The organism is Sphingomonas sp. SRI_018 (assembly GCF_057586275.1).
The window spans coordinates 162,660-181,157 of the sequence record NZ_JBYCZO010000004.1; the positions used below are offsets into that span (position 1 = coordinate 162,660).

Genomic DNA, 18,498 nt, shown 5'->3' on the forward strand with positions numbered 1-18,498 from the left:
CCGATGAGTCTTGGCCCGCGCTTCCTCGCCGTCGATTGGGGGACGACCAACCGGCGGGTCTATCTGATCGAGGACGGCGCGGTCGCCGAGACCGAACGCGACGATCACGGCGTGGTCGCCGTGACCGATTTCGCCGGTGAGGTGACCGCGATCCGGGAGCGGTTCGGTGCCCTGCCGATGCTGCTCGCCGGCATGGTCGGGTCGAACATCGGTTGGCGGGCAGCTCCCTATGTCCCCGCGCCTGCCGGCATCGCCGCGCTGGTTGCCAATCTGCTGTGGATGGACGACCGCACCGCGATCATTCCCGGCCTGTCGTTCGTCGACGGCGGGCGGGGCGACGTGATGCGCGGCGAGGAGGTCCAGCTCCTCGGCGCCTGCGCGGCCGGCTTGGCGCCGGGCGACGCGCTGCTCGTCCAGCCGGGCACACATTGCAAATGGGCGGAGATGGCGGGCGGTGAGGTCGCGCGCTTCACCACGGCGATGACCGGCGAGCTGTTCGCATTGCTGCGCGGCCACGGCCTGCTCGCGGCGCAGCTCGGCGCCGACGTGACGCCGGGCGAGGCGTTCCTCGCCGGCGTGCGCGAGGGGGCGAAGCGTGACCTTGCCGCCTCGCTGTTCGGCATCCGCGCCGCCAAGCTGCTCGGCCTGCGCGACGACGAGGACGCCGCCTCCTTCGCCAGCGGTCTCGTCATTGGCAGCGACGTCGCCGCACGGCTCGCCGAGACGCGTCACGACCGCGCCTATGTGTTGGCCGACCCCAAATTGGGCGGCCTCTATGTCGCCGCGATCGAGGCGCATGGCCGTGCCGCCGAACTCGTCGACAGCCACGCCGCCTTCATCGCCGGCATCCATCAGATCGGAGCCCTGATCCCGTGAGTCACATCGCCGCCTTCGACGCTGCCTTCGCCCGCTGTCCGCTCGTCGCCATCCTGCGCGGCGTCCGCCCGGACGAGGTCGAGGCGGTCGGCGACGCGCTGGTCGCGGCCGGCTTCACGCTGATCGAGGTTCCGCTCAACTCGCCCGATCCGCTCGACAGCATCGCGCGGCTGGCGCGTCGTTTCGAGGGGCGGGCGGTGATCGGCGCCGGTACGGTGCTCAGCGCCGCGGACGTAGCCGCCGTGCAGGGCGCGGGCGGCACCATGATCATCTCGCCCAACGCCAACCCGGCGGTGATCGGCGCGAGCGCGGCGGCGGGGCTGGTCTCGCTCCCCGGCATCGCCACCCCGACCGAGGCCTTTGCCGCGCTCGAAGCAGGCGCGACCGCGCTCAAGCTGTTCCCGGCGGAAGGGGCGTCGCCCGCCGTCGTCAAGGCGATACGGGCGGTGCTGCCCAAAGGGACGCGCGTGCTCGCGGTGGGCGGGATCACTCCCGCCGACCTCGCGCGCTGGACCGAGGCGGGAGCCGCCGGATTCGGTCTCGGCTCCGCGCTGTACCGGCCGGGATTGACCGCCGACGAGGTCGGCAGCCGCGCGCGGGACTTCGTGGCCGCGCTGAACTGAGCGTCATCCCGGCTTTCACCGGGATGACGGCGTTTCTCCTCTCACTCATATCGCAGCGCATGGACCGGATTGGTCTGCGCCACCCGCCAGGCGTGGGCGGCGATCGTCGCGATCGCGATTCCCAGCGCCAGCCCGCCCGCGAGCAGGAACGGCAGGGGGCTGAGGCTGATGCGGCTCTCGAATCCGTTCAGCCAGTCGCGCATCGCCCACCAGGCGATCGGCCAGGCGATCAGGTTGGCCACCAGCACCGGCCGGCTGAACTGCCAGACCAGCAGCCGCACGATGTCCTGCGTCCGCGCGCCCAGCACCTTGCGGATGCCGATCTCCTTGGTGCGCCGCTCGGCGGTGAAGGCGGCGAGGCCGAACAGCCCGAGGCAGCCGATCACCACCGCGAGGATGGCGAACATGCCGAACAGCTGTGCGCGCTGCTCGTCGCCGTTGTAGAGGTCATGGACGATGTCCTCGGCATGGCGCGCCTCGAACGGCACGTCGGGCGCGAGCCGCTTCCAGATCGCCTCGACACGCGCGCGGATCACGTCGGGCGCCACGCCTTGGTAGCGCACGAGCAGGTTGTTGTAGCCGACCGTCTGGTAATAATAGAGGATCGGCTGCAGCGGCTCGCGCACCGTACGGTAGCGCACGTCGCTGACGACGCCGACCACCGTCGCCGGCAGCCAGCCGTATTTCGCGGTGTCGGTCAGGCCGGTCTGGAGCGGCTGGCCGATCGCCGCCTGGGCACTGGCGAAACCGAGGCGCTTCGCCGCCGATTCGGACAGCAGCACGTTGACTCCGCGCGCCACCAGGGCGCGCTCGGCCGCATCGTCGGGCGGCGACGGCGTGGTCGCGTCATCCATCGGATTGGCCTCGGAGAAATTGCGCCCGGCGATCAGCTTCATGCCGAGCGCGTCGATCACGCCGGGATCCATGCCGTAGAAGCCGATGTCGCTCTCGGTGGCGGCGCCCGGACGCTTCGCGCTGGTCATCGAATTGTTGCCGGTGGCGACTCCGATCGTCGAGCGGCCGACCGCGGTCACGCCGGGAATGCCGCGGACCTCCTGGACCAGCGTCTTCTGGATGCGCTCGATCTTGGGCGTGCTGAGGCGCCGCACCTGGAGCAGCCCCTCGCGCTTGTAGCCCTGATCGGCCGAGCGCGCGTACATCGTCTGCGCATAGATGACGGAGGTGCACACGATCAGTCCGATCGACACCGCGAACTGCGCGATCACCAGGATCGAGCGCAGCCGGCCGCTGCCTTCGGCGTCCGCGGCCGACTTGTTGGCCTTGAGCACGCGCGCGGGCTGGAAGCGCGACAGGTAGAAGGCAGGATAGAGCCCGCCGGCGAGCCCGACCACGACGATGAGGCCGAGGATCGGCAGCAGCATGCCGTCGCCGCCGAAGTAATGCACGCTCATGTCGGTATCGAGGAAGCCGTTGAGCGCCGGCGTCGCGAGCTCGACCAGCGCGAGCGCGATCAGCATCGCGATCGCCGCCACCAGCACCGATTCCCCCACGAACTGCGTGACGAGCTGGCGTCGGGTCGCGCCCAGCACCTTGCGCAGCGCCACCTCGCGGGCGCGCTGGCTGGCGCGCGCAGTGGCGAGGTTGGTGAAGTTAACGCAGGCGATGCCCAGGATCAGCAGCGCGATGACGACGAAGCTGATCATCGTCGCCTTGTCGCCGGTGGATCGCTGCGCCCCGACCTGCGCCTCGCCGAGGTGGATGTCGCGAAGCGGGGTGAGGTGCCAATCCTGGACGTCGCCCTGGTTGGTCCGCTTGCCGTCGGTGATGTCGTCGGGGATGTTGCGCTTCTCCCAGGCGGGGAACTGCGCCTCGATCGCCTTAGGGTCCACGCCGGGCCGCAGCTTGGCGTAGATGAAGCCGTTCTGGTTGCCCCAGCCGGTGACGGTCCCCGGCGACCGCGCGAAGTAGGTGTCGGGATCGAAGCGCGCCACCAGGTCCATCGGCACGGTCGTGTTCTTGGGCAGGTCCTTGAACACGCCCGTCACGCGATAATCCGCCTCCATGTCGCCGCTGTTCAGCGTCAGCGTCTGGCCGACCGGATTGGCCGTGCCGAAGCGCTTGGCCGCCTCGGTCTCGCTCAGCACGACGGCGTGCGGATCGTCCAGCACATGCGCCGGATCGCCGCGGACGAAGGGTATCTGCAGGATGTCGAAGATCGGCCCGTCGACCAGCAGCGCGTTTTCGGGCCGCGTCGCCTGGCCGTCCTGGATCACCGTGACCGGCGGCGTCGTGACGTAGACCACCTGCTCGAACTGCGGGAAATCCTTCTTGAGCGCGCGGCCGGCGGCGATGCTCGTCACCTGCAGCTTCATTTCCTCGCCGCCGGTCTCGGTCGCCTTGTAGAAATCCTGGAGCTGGAAGGAACGGTCGGCGTCCTTCATCCAGGCGTTGTAGCTGAACTCGTAGCGCACGAAGTTCAGGATCAAAAGGCACGCCGCGATGCCGAGCGACAGCCCGAAGATGTTGATGAAGGCATAGGTCTTGTTCTTGGCGAGCGACCTGAGGCCGACGATCACGTAATTGCGCCACATGGGGTGGGTCCTACTCGTAGCGGAGGGCGTGGATGGGGTTCATGCGCGCGACGCGCAGCGCATGGCCGGCGACGGTCGCGACCGCGATGGCGAGCGCCAGCAGGCCGGCGAGCGCGAACGGCCCCGGCCCCAGCGCAATGCGCGCGTCGAAACCGTTGAGCCAGTCGCGCATCGCCCACCAGGCGGCGGGCCAGGCGATGAGATTGGCGAGCACCACCGGCTTGGAGAATTGCCAGACGAGCAGCCGGACGATGTCGCGCACCGTGGCGCCGACCACCTTGCGGATGCCGATCTCCTTGGTGCGCCGCTCGGTCGCGAAGGCGGCGAGGCTGTAGAGGCCGAGGCAGGCGATCACCACCGCCAGCGCCGAGAAGGCGGCGAACAGCACGCCGCGCGCGCGCTCGGCCGCGTAGAGCTCGCGGACGATGTCGTCGGCGAAGCGCGCCTCGAACGGGATCTCGGGCTCGAACCTGCGCCAGACCTTGTTGAGGCCCGCCATCACCTCGCCCGGCCGGGCGCCGGCATAGCGGACCAGCACCTGGCTGGTGTGCTCCGGATCATAGACGTAGACGATCGGATCGACCGCATCGCGCGCGGTACGGAACCTTGTGTCCTCGACCACGCCGACGATCGTCGAAGGGACCATCGGGAAGGCGGTGAACGCGATCTCGAAGCGCTGCCCGACGGCCGCCTCGGGCGTGCGATAGCCGAGCTTGGCCGCGGCGGAGCGGTTGATCACCACGTTGACGCCGCGCGCGACGAGATCGGCGGGGGTCGCGCCGGCGATCCGGTCGGCGGCGAAGCGGTCGCCGAGCAGGCGGCCGGCGAGCCGCCCGATGCCCATCGTGCTGAGGAAGTCCGCGTCGACGCTGTAGAATCCCATCGTGACCCATGGTGCACCGGCGCCGCCGCGCATCAGCCGGACCGGGGTTTCGGGGGCGCCCAGCTCCAGGCCGGCGCGGCCGACGCCGGTGACGCCGGGAACCGCGAGCATCAGGGGACGCGCCGCCTCATATTCGGCGCCCTGGGTGAAGCGCCAGGCGTTGGTGATCTGGATCAGCCCGTCGCGGCGGTAGCCGGGATCGACGCGCTCGATGAAGCGCGTCTGCGACCAGATCACCGCGGTGCTCGCGATCAGCCCGATCGCGACCGCGAACTGGACGACGACGAGCACCGCGCGCAGCCGGCCGCTCCCCGGCGTCTCCGCCGCGGCCCGGCCGGTCCGCAGCACCTGCGCGGGCCGGAACCGGCTGAGGTACAATGCCGGATAGAGGCCGCCCGCCAGCCCGGTGACGGCGAACAGCCCGAGCGCGGGCAGCAGCATGCCCCGCTCGCCCAGATAGGTGATGCGCATCTCGGCGCCCATCAGACGGCCGATCCACGGCGTCGCCAGCTCGGCGACGGTGAGCGCGATCAGCATCGCCGCCGCGGCGATCAGTAGGCTTTCGCCGAGGAACTGGACGATCAGCTGGCCGCGGGTCGCGCCGAGCACCTTGCGCAGCGCCACCTCGCGCGCCCGCTGCGTCGCGCGTGCGGTGGTGAGGTTGACGAAGTTCATCACCGCCATGCCGAGCGTCAGCAGCGCGACGATCGCGAAGGTGGCGAGCGCGCGCGGATCGCCGGCCGGCGTGAGCGCCTTCTCCTGCGCGCGACCAAGGTGGACGTCACCGAGCGGCACCAGATGGAAGTCGAACGCGTCGACGATCGACACCCTCTTGCCGTCCAGCATCCCGGGCGACCATGTCCGCTTCTTCCAGACGGGAAGCCCGGCATTCACCGCGGCGGCACCATCGGTACCCGGACGCAACTTGACGTAATGTTGCTGTTCTGCATCGAGCCATCCCCGACGCTCGGGCGGGATACTGCCAAGATCGCGGCGGAAGATGATGCCCAGGCGCAGGCTGGTGTTGCGCGGCAGATCGCGGAGCACCGCGCTGACGCGGTAATCGCGCTTGCCCGCCCCAGCGCCGAGGCTCAACCGTTTCCCCAGCGCGTCGGCCGTACCGAACTGGCGGATCGCCTCGCTCTCGGTCAGCACGACCGCGTTGGGGTCGGGCAGCGCGTTGGCGGCCGAGCCCTGAGCGAAGGGAAGTGCGAAGACCTTGAAAAATTCCGGATCGACGGTGGTCGAGTCGATGAACATCGGCTGGCCGTCATGTTCGGTGACGGTCTTTCCCGCCGCGAGTGACGTCACAGCCTCAATTTGCGGAAAGGCGCCTGGCAGCTTTTCGTAGAACGCGAAGGGACTCGCCTGGCTATGGACGGGCGCCCGCGCCGGCGGATACACCGTCGTCTGGACCTGAAAGACCCGCCCGCTATCGGGCAGCCAGCTGTCATAGCTCCGCTCGTAATTGACATAGGCGAGGATCAGCAGCGACCCCGCCAGCCCGAGCGCGAGGCCGCCGATGTTGACCGCTGCATAGGCCGGGCTGCGCGCCAGCGTGCGGAGGGCCACGGTCAGATAGTTGCGCCACATCGATCCTGTCCCCTGCTTTCCTCCCGGTCAGGCCGCGCGGCGCTGCTCCTGGAGGATGCGGCCGTCGAGCATGTTGATGACGCGGCTGGCGTAGTCGGCGTGCGCCGGCGAGTGCGTCACCATCACGATCGTCGAGCCCTCGGCGTTGAGGCCCTGGAGCATCCGCATCACCTCCTCGCCGTGATGGGTGTCGAGGTTGCCGGTCGGCTCGTCCGCCAGGATCAGCTTGGGCTCGGCGACCAGCGCGCGGGCGACGGCGACGCGCTGCTGCTGACCGCCGGAGAGCTGGCTGGGCCGGTGGCGGGCTCGGTGGGCGATGCCGACGCGGTCCATCACCTGCTCGACCCGGCGCTTGCGCTCGGCGGCGGGGACGTCGTGGTAGAGCAGCGCGAGCTCGACATTCTCGCGCACCGACAGCTCGTCGACCAGGTTGAAGCTCTGGAAGATGAAGCCGATGTTCCGCTTGCGCACCTCGGCGAGGCGGGCCTCGCTCAGCCCCGCGACCTCCTGCCCCGCGAAATCGTAGGACCCGCTCGACGGGCTGTCGAGCAGCCCCATCAGGTTGAGCAAGGTCGACTTGCCGCAGCCCGACGGGCCCATCACCGCGACGAACTCGCCCTCGGCGATGTCGAGGTCGATGCCGTCGAGCGCGGTCGTCTCGACGGTGTCGGTGCGGTAGACCCGCGAGAGCGCACGCATGCTGAGCATTGCTTGTCCTTTCGTCATTGGCTGAGGTCCAGCCGGTCCTTGTCGGTGAGGCCGGTATAGGGGGAGGTGAGGATGCGCTCGCCCGGCTGGAGCCCGTCGAGCACCTCGATCGTCTCGGCGTTGCGGCGGCCGAGGCGGACCTGGCGCTTGATCGCCGAGCGGCCGTCGGGGGCGACCACGAATACCCAGTTGCCGCCGGTGTCGTTGTAGAAGCTGCCGTTGGGCACCAGCACCGCCGGCGCGGGATCGCCGAGGGTGAGGCGCGCCTGCAGCGTCTGGCCGCGCTGGATGTTGGCGGGCTCGGGCCCGATGAACTGCAGGTCGATCTGGAACTGCCCGTTCTGGACCTGCGGATAGATTTTGGCGACGCGCGCCTGATACTGGCGCCCGCCCGACTCGATCGTGGCGCGCTGACCGAGCTGGACGCGGCCGAGGTAGAATTCCTCGACGCCGGCCATCAGCTTGTTGCGTCCCGGGCTATCGATCTGGCCGATCCGCTCGCCGCGCTGCATCGACTGGCCGACCTGGATCGAGAAGCCGGAGAGCTGCCCCGCGACCGGCGCGCGCAGGTTGAGCGAATCGAGATTGGTGCGGGCGAGCGCGAGGCCCGACTGCATCGACTGCGCAGCCGCCTGCTGCTGGCCGAGCTGGCCGACCTGCAGCCGCTCGTCGGTCGCCTGGCTGCGCTTGAGCACCGCGACGCGGCGGCGCTGATACTCATAGGTGTCGCGGGTGTCGGCGAACTGCTTGCCCGGCACGAAGCCGCGTGCGGCGAGCGGCGCCTCGCGCTCGTACTGGCGCTTGGCCTTGGCGGCGTCGAGCTCGGCCTCGAGCACCGCACGCTCGTTGGCGAGGCGGGTCTGCGCGAGCGCCAGCTCCTGGCTGCGCATGTTGTTGATCTGCTGCTCGACCTCGGTCTGGCGGGCGAGGGTGGAGAGCTGGAGCTCGGCGTTGGAGAGCACCGCGATCATCTGACCCTTGGCGACGGTGGCGCCGTCCTCGACCAGCAGCTTCTCGACGCGCCCGCCCTCGACCGCATCGAGGTAGACGGTGAGGAGAGGCGTGACCCGCGCGCGCAGAGGAATGAAATCCTCGAAGGTCCCGCGCGTCACCGGCGAGATCGTCACGCGGTCGGCGGCGAGCGTCTGGCTGCTCGACGTCGGGGCGAACCACCAGAACAGCAGGATCGCGCTCGCCAGCGCCGCCACGCCGGCGGCGATCTTGATGCGCGGCGACAGCCCCTTGCGCTCGACGACGCGGTCCATGCCGCTGCCCGAGACCGGCGCTTCGCTCTTCTCGTTCTTCATCCGCACGACGCTCATGGCGGTCATTCAAGCAATCCCTGTGCCAGCGCCGATCACAAGGCGATATCGATCATATGTCGGCAAAAGTGTCCGCATCCGGACAGTTGCTGTCCGGGTGCGGACACCGGCCGGCGCGCCCGCACGGTCACGCGGCGATGCTCGGAACCGCGAGCGCGGCAGTCTGGACCTTGGCCGGCAGCGGCGCCGACGAAGCGAGGGTGAGCGCGGCGGTGGCGACGAAGGCGCCGAGCACGCTCAGCAGGCGAAAGGTCGAGAGGGTCATGATGCTTCTCCTTGGCGACGGCACGATGCCGACGGGCAGGAACAGAGCATCGAGCGTGCCAACCGCGGTTTTCCGCCGTTTTCGCTGCTCATGGCGCAATTGGCACGCGAATTGATTGTCCGATATCGCACAGTTTCTGTACGAGAGCGGACGATCATGGCCACCGAATTCGATTGCTGCGTCATTGTCGACGACGACGAGGACATCCTGGTCGCCGCGCGATTACTGTTGCGCCGGCTGTTCGCCGAAGTGGTGACTGCGCGCAGCCCGGACGAGGCGCTGCCGGCGATCGCGGCAAAGTCGCCGGAGGTCGTGCTGCTCGACGCCAATTTCGCACGCGGGGCGACCGATTCGAAGGAGGGGCTGGCCTGGCTCGACCGGCTGCTCGCGCTCGATCCCGAAATGGTGGTGGTGATGATCACCGCACACGCCGGCGTCCAAGTCGCGGTCGAGGCGATGAAGCGCGGCGCGACCGATTTCGTGTCCAAGCCGTGGAGCAACGAACGGCTGCTCGCCACCGCCCGCACCGCGGCGACGCTCAGGCACTCGCGCCGGGCGGTGGCGACGGAAAAGGCGCGCGTGGCGGCGATCGCCGAACCGCCGAAGGGCACCGAGACCCCGCTGCTCGGGTCCTCTCCGGCGATGGCACGGGTCGCCTCGCTGATCACGCGCGCGGCGCCCACCGATGCCAATGTCCTGATCCTCGGCGAGAACGGCACCGGCAAGGAGCTGGCCGCGCGCGAGCTGCATCGCCAGTCGCTCCGGTCGGGCAAGGTGATGCTGACCGTCGATCTCGGCGCGCTCAGCGAGGACCTGATCGACAGCGAGCTGTTCGGCCATGTGAAGGGTGCCTTCACCGACGCCAGGAGCGACCGCGTCGGCCGGATCCAGGCGGCGGACGGCGGCACGCTGTTCCTCGACGAGATCGGCAACCTGCCGCTCCGGCTCCAGCCGAAATTGCTGACCGTGCTCGAACAGCGCCAGGTGACCCCGGTCGGCGCCAACAAGCCGATCCCGGTCGACATCCGCGTGATCGCCGCGACCAATGCCTCGCCCGCGACGCTGCGCGATGAGCGGCATTTCCGTCCCGACCTTTTGTTCCGTCTCAATACGGTCGAGATCGAGCTGCCGCCGCTCAGGGAACGTCACGAGGACATCCCCGAGCTGGTCGACCATTATCTCGCGCACTATGCCCGGCGCTACAATCGGCCGGTGCCCGCACTCAGCGACGCCGCGCGCAAGGCGCTGGAGGCGCACGACTGGCCGGGCAACGTCCGCGCGCTCCGGCACGCGATCGAGCGTGCGGTGATCCTGGCTGGCGGCGGCCCGCTCGAGCCGCACGATTTCCCGCTGGGGCCGGTGCCGAGCGCGCCGGTGATCGCTCCGCCGCCGCCGGACGACTTCAATCTTGACCGGGTCGAGAAGCGTCTGTGCGAGGAAGCGCTGCGCAAGCACGGCTACAACATCTCGCTCGCCGCGGCCGAGCTCGGGCTGTCGCGTGCCGCGCTCTATCGGCGGATGGAGAAGCATGGGCTTTAGCCGCCGCTTCACCGTCGGTCTCGCGGCCTGGGTCGCCGCACTGTTCGTCGCGCTGCTCGCGTTCATCGCGGCGATCGCGACCGAGGGGCTGGGCGCCGCGCGGATCGTCGCCGGCATCCTGGTGATCGCCGCCGCCTGGGGACTGTGGAACCATGTCTCGCGCACCAACGTGGCGGTGGCGCGTTTCCTGGAGGCGCTGCGCTTCGGCGATTTCGGCGCACGGTTCGAGCGGCAAGGCGACTCCGGCTTCCAGGAGCTGGGTCAGGCCTTTGACAATGCGCTCGCCGCGCTGCGCGCCGACCGCGACAAGGCGGCCGACGAGCTTCGTTTCCGCGAGGCGCTTGTCGACGACATGCCGATCGCGCTGCTCACCGTGGATGAAGTGGGGCGGGTCGCGCCGGGCAACAAGGCGGCACGCTCGCTGTTCCGCCACGTCCACGGCGCACGGCCGGAGGATTATGCGGTCTACGGCAGCACTTTCGCCAAGCGCCTCGGCGACGACGGTGCGGCGCGCGAGGAGGTGCTGCTGCTCAGCCTCGACGGTCGCCCTCAGCGCGCGCTGGTGCGCTCGGCGGTGCTGGAACGGCTCGGTGCGCGCGTGCGCGCGGTGACGGTGCAGCCGATCCAGGGCACGCTCGACGCGGTCGAGATGGCGGCACAGACCGACATCGTCCGCGTGCTGACCCACGAGATCCTCAATTCGCTGACCCCGGTGACCTCGCTCGCCTCGACCGCCGCCGCGCTGCTTGAGGGCCAGCCGCCTGCCGCCACCGCCGAGCTGGCCGACGCCCGCATCGCCGTGAGCACCCTCGCGCGCCGCGCCGAGGGGCTGCAGCATTTCGTCGAGAGCTATCGCGCGATCGCGCGGCCGCCGGTGATCGAGCGGACCGGCTTCGCGGCGCTGCCATGGGCGGAGGAGCTTGCCCGCCTCTTCGCCGCCGACTGGCCGGCGGTGCCGCTGGCGTTGTCGGTGACGCCGCCGGGGCTCCAGCTCGACGCCGACCGCAACATGCTGGCGCAGGTGCTGATCAACCTCCTGCGCAATGCCGCCGAGGCGGCCTCCGCGACGCGCAGCGACCCGTCGGTGGCGCTGCGCATCTTCACCGAACGCGAAGGCCGCGCCGGCATCGAGGTTGAGGACAACGGTCCCGGCGTGCCCGAGGGGCTCAAGGGCGACATCTTCCTGCCCTTCTTCACCACCCGCAAGACCGGCACCGGCGTCGGCCTCAACCTCGCCCGCCAGATCGTGATCGCGCACGGCGGCACGATCGACATCGCCGACGCGCCGCAGGGCGGGGCGCTGTTCCGGATCCTGCTGTAGGCGGCGAATTCCGTTCGTCCCGAGCGAAGTCGAGGGACGGCCCCATCCCCGTGTCTCGACTTCGCTCGACACGAACGGAACAGGAGGCGACTCCTATTTTGCTCTCAGTCGAGGTGCCGGAGATCGCGGCCGCGCGTCTCCCGGCCGAACACCGCCACCAGCGCCAGCGCCAGCGCGGTCGGCGCCATCAGCGCGAGCGCAGCGAGACCGAGCGCCGGCTTCAGCGCCAGGATGCCGAGCAGCTGCGCGAGGAGGCCGCCCGCCTTGCTGCACGCCGCCACCCAGCCGGTGGCGCGGCCGCGCACGCGGAACGGGAAGCTCTCGGCGGCATAGGGCAGGATGATCGCGATGATGCCGTTACTGCCGACGATCAGCAGCGCCACCGGCCACACCGGGCTCATCCCGCCGCCGGTCTCCAGCCACAGCACGCCGGCCAGCCCGGCCAGCGTCACCGCGATCATCGCGACCAGCGAATATTTGGTGCTCCACCGGCTGTAGAGCAGCGCGGCGAGGAACACGGTGGGGAAGGCGATCAGCGCCGATTCGGCGAGCAGCCGGCTCGATACCGCGGTGCTGTAGCCCTTAGCGACGAGATCGGCCGGCAGCCACAGGAGCAGCCCGAAGTTGATGAATCCCCAGGCCAGCGCGGTGAGGCTGAGCGCGGCGAGCTTGCCGATCAGCGCGCCACCGGCAAGACGATGGCTGACCATCGGTGCGGGCACGGCCGCCGCGATCCGGCGCGCCGACGAGCCGAAGCGCCGCATCACCTGCTCCGCTTCGCCGGTGCGGCCGCGCGCGATCAGGAAGCGCGCGCTTTCCGGGATGAACGCGCCGAGCAGGACCAGCGCCAGCCCGGTCGGCAGGTTGAGCAGCCACAGGATGCGCCAGCCGAACACCGGTTGGAACAGCGCCGATGAGCCGCTCGCCGCGAAATAGCCGCCGACCGCGCCCAAGCCGCCGACCAGCACCAGGCTCCAGCCGCGATGGCGGCTCGGCATCATCTCGGCGAGCAGGGCATAGGTGACCGGCAGCATCCCTCCCGCCGCCGCGCCCATCATGAAGCACATGCCGACGTTCCAGGCGAGGCTCGGCATCGCCCCGCAGATCGAGGTGCCGACGAACATCACCGCGGACAGCAGGATCGACGCCTTGCGGCCGTAGATATCGGCGATGATCCCCCAGACCACCGATCCGGTGACGGTGCCCGCCAGCGCGGCGAACGGCACCAGCGAGACCGTCGCGGTCGACGCATGATATTCATGCGTCATGCCGTTGAGCGTGAAGCCGAGGCTCGCCGGCTTCATCGTGTCGATGATCAGCGCCAGCACCAGCACCGCCATCAGCCCCCAGTGCGCGGGGCCGAGCGCCGCATCCTCGGGCGCGACGATCTCCACGCCGGCGGCGGCGGCGCGCTGGCGGGCGACGTTGGTCGGCACCAGCCCATAGGCGGCGAGCGCGACGCCGCCGACGATCAGCCCCATGCCAAGGATCATCCCCGGATCCATCGGCATCCCGGCCATGTGATAGCCCATGCTCCGGCTGGCAAGGAACATGGGCAGGTGCAGCAGCACCCCGGCCGTCACCGCGGCGCAGCCGATGATGAAGGCCCAGAGGCCGGTACGTTCGGAAAGGACCGTCGCGCGCGTTGCCATGCGCGCGATCTATGCCCTTATTCCGGGTCGCCGTCGATGATGCGCGGCAGGCCGAGCGGGTTGGCCCGCTGGACCGGTGCCGGCAGCAGCACGTCGGGAATGTCCTGATAGCAGACCGGCCGCAGGAAGCGCTCGATCGCCGCGGTGCCGACCGAGGTCGAACGCGGGTCCGACGTCGCCGGGAACGGCCCGCCATGGACCATCGCATAGGAGACCTCGACGCCGGTCGGCCAGCCGTTGGCGAGGATACGGCCGGCTTTGCGCTCGAGCAGCGGGATCAGCGGGCGGGCGAGTTCGGCGTCGGCGTCGTCGAGGTGGAGCGTCGCGGTGAGCTGGCCCTCCATCGCCGTCAGCACCTGGGCGACCTCGTCGAGATTATCGGCACGCACGATGATCGAGGCGGCACCGAACACCTCGTGCGCCAGCTCAGGGTTGGCGATGAAGTTGGCGGCGGTGGTGGCGAACAGCGCCGCGCGGCCGCGGTTGCAGCCGGTGCCCTCGGCCCCGCGCGCCAGCGTCTCGACCGCGCCATGGCCGGCGATCTCGGTGACGCCGCGGTCGTAGTTGGCGTGGATGCCGCTGGTCAGCATCACCTGCGGCTGCGCCTCCGCCAGCGCGTCGGCGGCGGTGGCGGCGAAGCGGTCGAGGTCGGGCCCGGCGAGCGCCAGCACGATGCCCGGATTGGTGCAGAACTGCCCCGATCCCAGCGTCAGCGACCCGACATAGGCCTTGCCCAGCGCCTCCGCGCGCGCGGCGAGCGCGGCGGGGAACAGCAGCACCGGATTGACGCTCGACATCTCGGCATAGACCGGGATCGGCTCTGGCCGATTGTTGGCGATGTTGACGAGGGCGAGCCCCCCGCCACGCGAGCCGGTGAAGCCGACCGCCTTGATCCGGGGATCGGCGACCAGCGCGGCGCCGAGCTCGTTCGCGGGGCCCTGCACCAGCGAGAACACGCCTTCGGGCAATCCGCTCGCGGCGACGGCATCGCGGATCGCCTGTCCGACCAGCGCCGAGGTGCCGGGATGCGCCGGATGCCCCTTCACCACCACCGGACAGCCGGCGGCGAGCGCCGAGGCGGTGTCGCCGCCGGCCACGGAGAAGGCGAGCGGGAAGTTCGACGCCCCGAACACCGCGACCGGGCCGACGCCGATGCGGCGCTGGCGCAGGTCCGCGCGCGGCAGCGGCTGGCGATCGGGCAGGGCGGAGTCGATGGTGACGCCGGCCCAGCGCCCCTGGCGGAGCACCCGCGCGAACAGACGGAGCTGGCCGGCGGTGCGGCCGCGCTCGCCCTCGAGGCGCGGGCGGGGGAGGCCGCTTTCCTGCATCGCGCGGACGATCAGCTCGTCGCCGATCGCTTCGATATTCGCGGCGATCGCCTCGAGGAACGCGGCGCGCGCCTCGGGCGTGGTCTCGCGATAGGTGTCGAAGGCCTTGTCGGCGAGCCGGCACGCCTCGGCGACATGATCGACGGTGGCGACCGAGAAGGGCGGATCGAGCGCTTCGTTGGTGGCGGGATCGAAGCCGGTGAAGGTCTCGTCCGTCGTGACCGCGCGTGCGCCGATCAGGAAGCTGCCGTCCATCATGAACTCCTCGGGTATGGGATGTGCCCGGCGCAGATAGCGATACCAAAGGCCGAGGTCATCGCCCCTGATGCGGAAAATTTATCGCTCCAGCCCAATTTTGCCTTCCAGCCCAATTTTACCTTCCAACCACGCCGCCGCATCGTCGGGGGAGCGTTTGTTGGTGTCGCGATCGACCATATAGTTGGCCTCGCGCATCGCCTCGACGGGCACGCGGTCGACGAGCGGGCGGAGCGCGGCGAGGAACGCCTCATCCCGCGCGCGCCGCGGCGATACCAGCATGATCGCGTCGTATCCCGGGATCGCACCCTTCGGATCGGTCAACACGACGAGCTTGTCGGCGGCGATCCGGCCGTCCGAGGAGAAGGCGGGGATGACGTCGGCCGCGCCGCTCTCCAGCGCGCGATACATGAAGGTCGGCTGATAAGGCCGCGCCGATCGGAAGCGCAGGCCATAGGAGTCGCGCACCGCCCGCCATTCGGGCCGTTCGAGGAACTCGATGTCGGTAGCGAGATCGAGCCGCGGCGCGACCGGCGCGAGGTCGGCGATGCTGCGGATGCCGCGCCGCGCGGCGTCGTCGCCGCGCATCGCGAAGGCATAGGCGTTCTCGAAGCCGAGCGTCCCCGCCAGCCCCACGCCATGCGTCTTCGCCGCCCAGTCGCGCACGCCGGCGACGATCGCCGCGCGCGGCGGCACGTCGCTGCGCTTCATCTCGTTGGTCCAGATCGTGCCCGAATAGTCGACATAGACGTCGACATCGCCCGCCGCGGTCGCGGCAAAGGCGACTACCGATCCCAGTCCCTCGCGATATTCGACGCGATAGCCGGCCTCCTCCAGCCGGTGTCCGATCAGGCGGGCGAGGATATATTGCTCCGAGAACCCCTTGGCACCGACCACGACCGTACCGCGCGTGCCGGCGAAGCGCGGCGCCAGCGCCACCGCCAGCCCCAGCGCGAGCACCGCCAGCGCGCCGATCCACATCCACCGCCGCCGCGTCGCGATGCCGCGCTCGGCGAGCCCGAGCAGGGCGTCGACGCCTAGCGCCAGCCCTGCGGCGGCGGTGCAGCCGGCCAGCACCAGCGCCCAGTTCTGGGTCTGCAGCCCGGCGAAGATCAGGTCGCCGAGGCTTGGCTGGCCGACGGTGGTGGAGAGCGTTGCCGCGCCGATCGTCCACACGGCCGCGGTGCGGATGCCCGCCATCAGCACTGGCGCGACAAGCGGCGCCTCGACCAGACGGAGCTTCTGCCAGCGCGTCATACCGACGCCGTCGGCTGCCTCCAGCACCGCCGGATCGAGGTTGGCGAGCCCGGTCACCCCATTCCTCAGGATCGGCAGCAGCGCATAGAGCGCGAGCGCCAGCAGCGACGGCAGGAAGCCGAGCGCCGGCACGCCGCCGCCGACCAGCGCCGACACCCAGAGCAGAATCGGATAGAACAGCGCGAGCAGCGCCAGCGATGGGATCGTCTGGACGAGGCTCGCGAGGCCGAGCGACACCCGCGCCACCAGCGGACTGCGCGCCGACGCCACGGTCAGCGGGATCGCCAACACCAGCCCGAGCAGCAACGCGGCGGCGGCGAGCAGCACATGGCTGCCGAGCAGGTCGGGGACGCGCGCCCAGGCGCCGCTCATGTGTCTGCTTCCAATGCGGCGAGCCGATGCGCCTGTCCGCGCGGCACCGCGACCAGCGCGGCTGCCTCCGGTCCTCCGGCGCCGGCGAGCAGCGCGGCAGGCGTCTCGTCGGCGACGATCCGGCCCCGCGCCATCACCAGCACCCGATCGGCGGTGAGCAGCGCCTCGGCCATGTCGTGCGTCACCATCAGCGTGGTCAGCCCGAGCCGCTCGTGCAGCGCGCGGATCGAGCGGCCGAGCGCGTCGCGCGTCACCGGGTCGAGCGCGCCGAACGGCTCGTCCATCAGCATCAGGCGCGGCTCCGTCGCCAGCGCCCGCGCGACGCCCACTCGCTGCCGCTGCCCGCCGGACAGCGCGTCCGGCATCCGCACGGCGAGATCGGGAGAGAGTTCGACCAGTTCCAGCAGCTCACCGACACGCCCGTCGGCCTTCCGCCCGGCGAGCCGCAGGCCGATCGCGATATTCTCCCCCACCGTCATGTGCGGGAACAAGCCGACGTTCTGAAAGACATAGCCGATCCGGCGCCGCAGCAGGTGCGGCCGCTCGTCCGTCACGTCCATGCCGTCGATCGTCACCCGCCCGGCGGTCGGCTCGACGAGCCGGTTGATCGTCTTGAGCAGCGTCGACTTGCCCGATCCCGACTGCCCGACCAGCGCGACGAAGCTGCCGCCGGCGATCTCCAGCCCGACCTCGTCGACCGCGCGCACGCTGCCCGGATAGGTCACCGCGACGCGGTGGAAGCCGATGCTCGGGCCGAGGCTGGGGGCTGGCATGTCCGCCATTTCTGCGCGACGGTGGCGGCAAAGGAAAGGGGAGGGGACATGCGGAAGGCGATCTTCATCACCGGCGGCGGATCGGGCATCGGCCGCGCGATCGCGCGGCGCTTCGCGCGCGAGGGCTGGCGGATCGGACTCGCCGACGTGAACGAAAGCGGGTTGGCGGCGACTGCGGCGCTGCTCCCGGACGGCGCCGACACTTATGTGATGGACGTGCGCGACCGCGATGGCTGGCGCACGAGCCTCGCCGATTTCACGGCCAAAAGCGGCGGAAGGCTCGACGTGCTCGCCAACAATGCGGGTATCGCGCTCGGCGGCCCTTTCGCCGAGGCGGACTTTGCCGAGATCGACCGCACCGTCGCGATCAACTTCGTGGGCGTGATCAACGGTGCGCGGATCGGCCATGCCCATCTCAAGGCGACGCCCGGCGCGTGCCTGCTCAATACCGCCTCCGCGTCGGCGATCTACGGCTCGGCGGGCCTCGCGACCTATTCGGCGACCAAGTTCGCCGTGCGCGCGCTGACCGAGGCGCTTGACGGCGAATGGCATGTCGACGGCATCAAGGTGCGCGGGCTGGTTCCCGGCTTCATCGACACGCCGCTGCTCGATCCGGCCGCGGCCGGCTCCAACCGCTCGATCCGCGAGACGGTGGTTGCGGCCGGGCTCGAGCTCAGTACGCCGGATCAGGTCGCCGACGCCGCCTGGGATGCGGTGCACGGCGAGGCGGTGTTCGCCTATGTCGGCAAGACCGCGCATCGCCTCCGCTTCGCCGCGCGCTGGATGCCGGGGCGGCTCCGCAAGATGATGCGGCAGGGAGCGGTGGCGCAGGCGGACTGATCAGTCGACGATCGCGTCGATCGCCGTCGCCATATCGACATCGCGTGCCGACAATCCGCCGGCATCGTGCGTCGTCAACAGGATATCCACGCGGTTATACACATTGGCCCATTCGGGATGATGGTCGGCCTTCTCCGCCATCAGCGCGACCTGGGTCATGAAGGCGAAAGCCTCGGTGAAATCGTCGAAGGTGAAGCGGCGGCGGATCGCGTCGCGCTCGTCGTCGTAATCCCAGTCGGGCAGACCATCGAGCGCCTCGGCGCGCTCGGCTTCGCTCAGCGGCTCGATCATAACCTCTCCTTGGCGCGTGCATTGATTGGTTCGGCACCGGCCCGCTCC

Annotated in this window: 15 protein-coding genes; 5 read left to right on the plus strand and 10 right to left on the minus strand. The window is 70.1% G+C overall.

Annotated elements, in window-relative coordinates:
• Positions 1–3 precede the first annotated feature (3 nt).
• Together AC2YHA_RS17555 and AC2YHA_RS17560 are read left to right on the plus strand one after the other, a co-directional pair.
• On the plus strand, positions 4–876 hold the full coding sequence (locus AC2YHA_RS17555) for a 2-dehydro-3-deoxygalactonokinase (RefSeq protein WP_233785003.1): 873 nt from the start codon (positions 4–6) through the stop codon (positions 874–876).
• Entirely contained in the window at positions 873–1,499 is a 627-nt protein-coding gene (locus AC2YHA_RS17560; RefSeq protein ID WP_487402649.1) for a 2-dehydro-3-deoxy-6-phosphogalactonate aldolase, read from the plus strand. Before AC2YHA_RS17555 ends, AC2YHA_RS17560 begins: the two co-directional genes overlap by 4 nt.
• Before the next feature lie 41 nt (positions 1,500–1,540).
• Here the strand turns inward: AC2YHA_RS17560 and AC2YHA_RS17565 are convergent, their stop codons facing one another.
• The 5 genes from AC2YHA_RS17565 to AC2YHA_RS17585 all read right to left on the minus strand — a co-directional run bounded on the left by AC2YHA_RS17565 (position 1,541) and on the right by AC2YHA_RS17585 (position 8,822).
• On the minus strand, positions 1,541–4,051 hold the full coding sequence (locus AC2YHA_RS17565; protein ID WP_487402650.1) for an ABC transporter permease: 2,511 nt from the start codon (positions 4,049–4,051) through the stop codon (positions 1,541–1,543).
• A 10-nt stretch (positions 4,052–4,061) separates the two neighbouring features.
• A complete protein-coding gene (locus tag AC2YHA_RS17570) occupies positions 4,062–6,527 on the minus strand; it encodes an FtsX-like permease family protein (protein WP_487402651.1) in 2,466 nt (821 codons plus the stop codon).
• A gap of 27 nt (positions 6,528–6,554) precedes the next feature.
• Positions 6,555–7,235, minus strand: a complete 681-nt coding sequence (locus tag AC2YHA_RS17575; protein WP_487402652.1) for an ABC transporter ATP-binding protein — start codon at positions 7,233–7,235, stop codon at positions 6,555–6,557.
• A 14-nt stretch (positions 7,236–7,249) separates the two neighbouring features.
• Positions 7,250–8,566, minus strand: coding sequence for an efflux RND transporter periplasmic adaptor subunit (locus tag AC2YHA_RS17580; RefSeq protein ID WP_487402653.1), 1,317 nt, complete (start codon positions 8,564–8,566; stop codon positions 7,250–7,252).
• Between the two features lie 118 nt (positions 8,567–8,684).
• Positions 8,685–8,822, minus strand: coding sequence for a hypothetical protein (locus tag AC2YHA_RS17585; protein ID WP_233785015.1), 138 nt, complete (start codon positions 8,820–8,822; stop codon positions 8,685–8,687).
• A 156-nt stretch (positions 8,823–8,978) separates the two neighbouring features.
• Between AC2YHA_RS17585 and AC2YHA_RS17590 the strand changes: the two genes are divergently transcribed.
• Positions 8,979–10,361 (plus strand): sigma-54-dependent transcriptional regulator, encoded by a 1,383-nt coding sequence (locus AC2YHA_RS17590; protein WP_487402654.1) that lies wholly within the window; start codon positions 8,979–8,981, stop codon positions 10,359–10,361.
• Complete coding sequence (locus tag AC2YHA_RS17595) at positions 10,351–11,682, plus strand: sensor histidine kinase (protein ID WP_487402655.1); 1,332 nt, start codon at positions 10,351–10,353, stop codon at positions 11,680–11,682. Before AC2YHA_RS17590 ends, AC2YHA_RS17595 begins: the two co-directional genes overlap by 11 nt.
• A gap of 104 nt (positions 11,683–11,786) precedes the next feature.
• Here the strand turns inward: AC2YHA_RS17595 and AC2YHA_RS17600 are convergent, their stop codons facing one another.
• The 4 genes from AC2YHA_RS17600 to AC2YHA_RS17615 form a co-directional block, all read right to left on the minus strand.
• Positions 11,787–13,334: an MFS transporter gene (locus AC2YHA_RS17600; RefSeq protein ID WP_487402656.1), complete on the minus strand. Its 1,548-nt coding sequence runs from the start codon at positions 13,332–13,334 to the stop codon at positions 11,787–11,789.
• Between the two features lie 17 nt (positions 13,335–13,351).
• A complete protein-coding gene (locus AC2YHA_RS17605) occupies positions 13,352–14,920 on the minus strand; it encodes an aldehyde dehydrogenase (NADP(+)) (protein ID WP_487402657.1) in 1,569 nt (522 codons plus the stop codon).
• 78 nt (positions 14,921–14,998) lie between these two features.
• Positions 14,999–16,546 carry an ABC transporter permease/substrate-binding protein gene (locus AC2YHA_RS17610; protein ID WP_487402658.1) on the minus strand — a complete coding sequence of 516 codons (1,548 nt, stop codon included), beginning with the start codon at positions 16,544–16,546 and terminating at the stop codon, positions 14,999–15,001.
• A complete protein-coding gene (locus tag AC2YHA_RS17615) occupies positions 16,543–17,319 on the minus strand; it encodes an ATP-binding cassette domain-containing protein (protein ID WP_487402659.1) in 777 nt (258 codons plus the stop codon). Before AC2YHA_RS17615 ends, AC2YHA_RS17610 begins: the two co-directional genes overlap by 4 nt.
• Before the next feature lie 48 nt (positions 17,320–17,367).
• Between AC2YHA_RS17615 and AC2YHA_RS17620 the strand changes: the two genes are divergently transcribed.
• Positions 17,368–18,159: an SDR family oxidoreductase gene (locus tag AC2YHA_RS17620; RefSeq protein ID WP_487402660.1), complete on the plus strand. Its 792-nt coding sequence runs from the start codon at positions 17,368–17,370 to the stop codon at positions 18,157–18,159.
• Here the strand turns inward: AC2YHA_RS17620 and AC2YHA_RS17625 are convergent.
• The coding region (locus AC2YHA_RS17625; protein ID WP_487402661.1) for a 4a-hydroxytetrahydrobiopterin dehydratase at positions 18,160–18,498 on the minus strand (339 nt) is incomplete at its 5' end.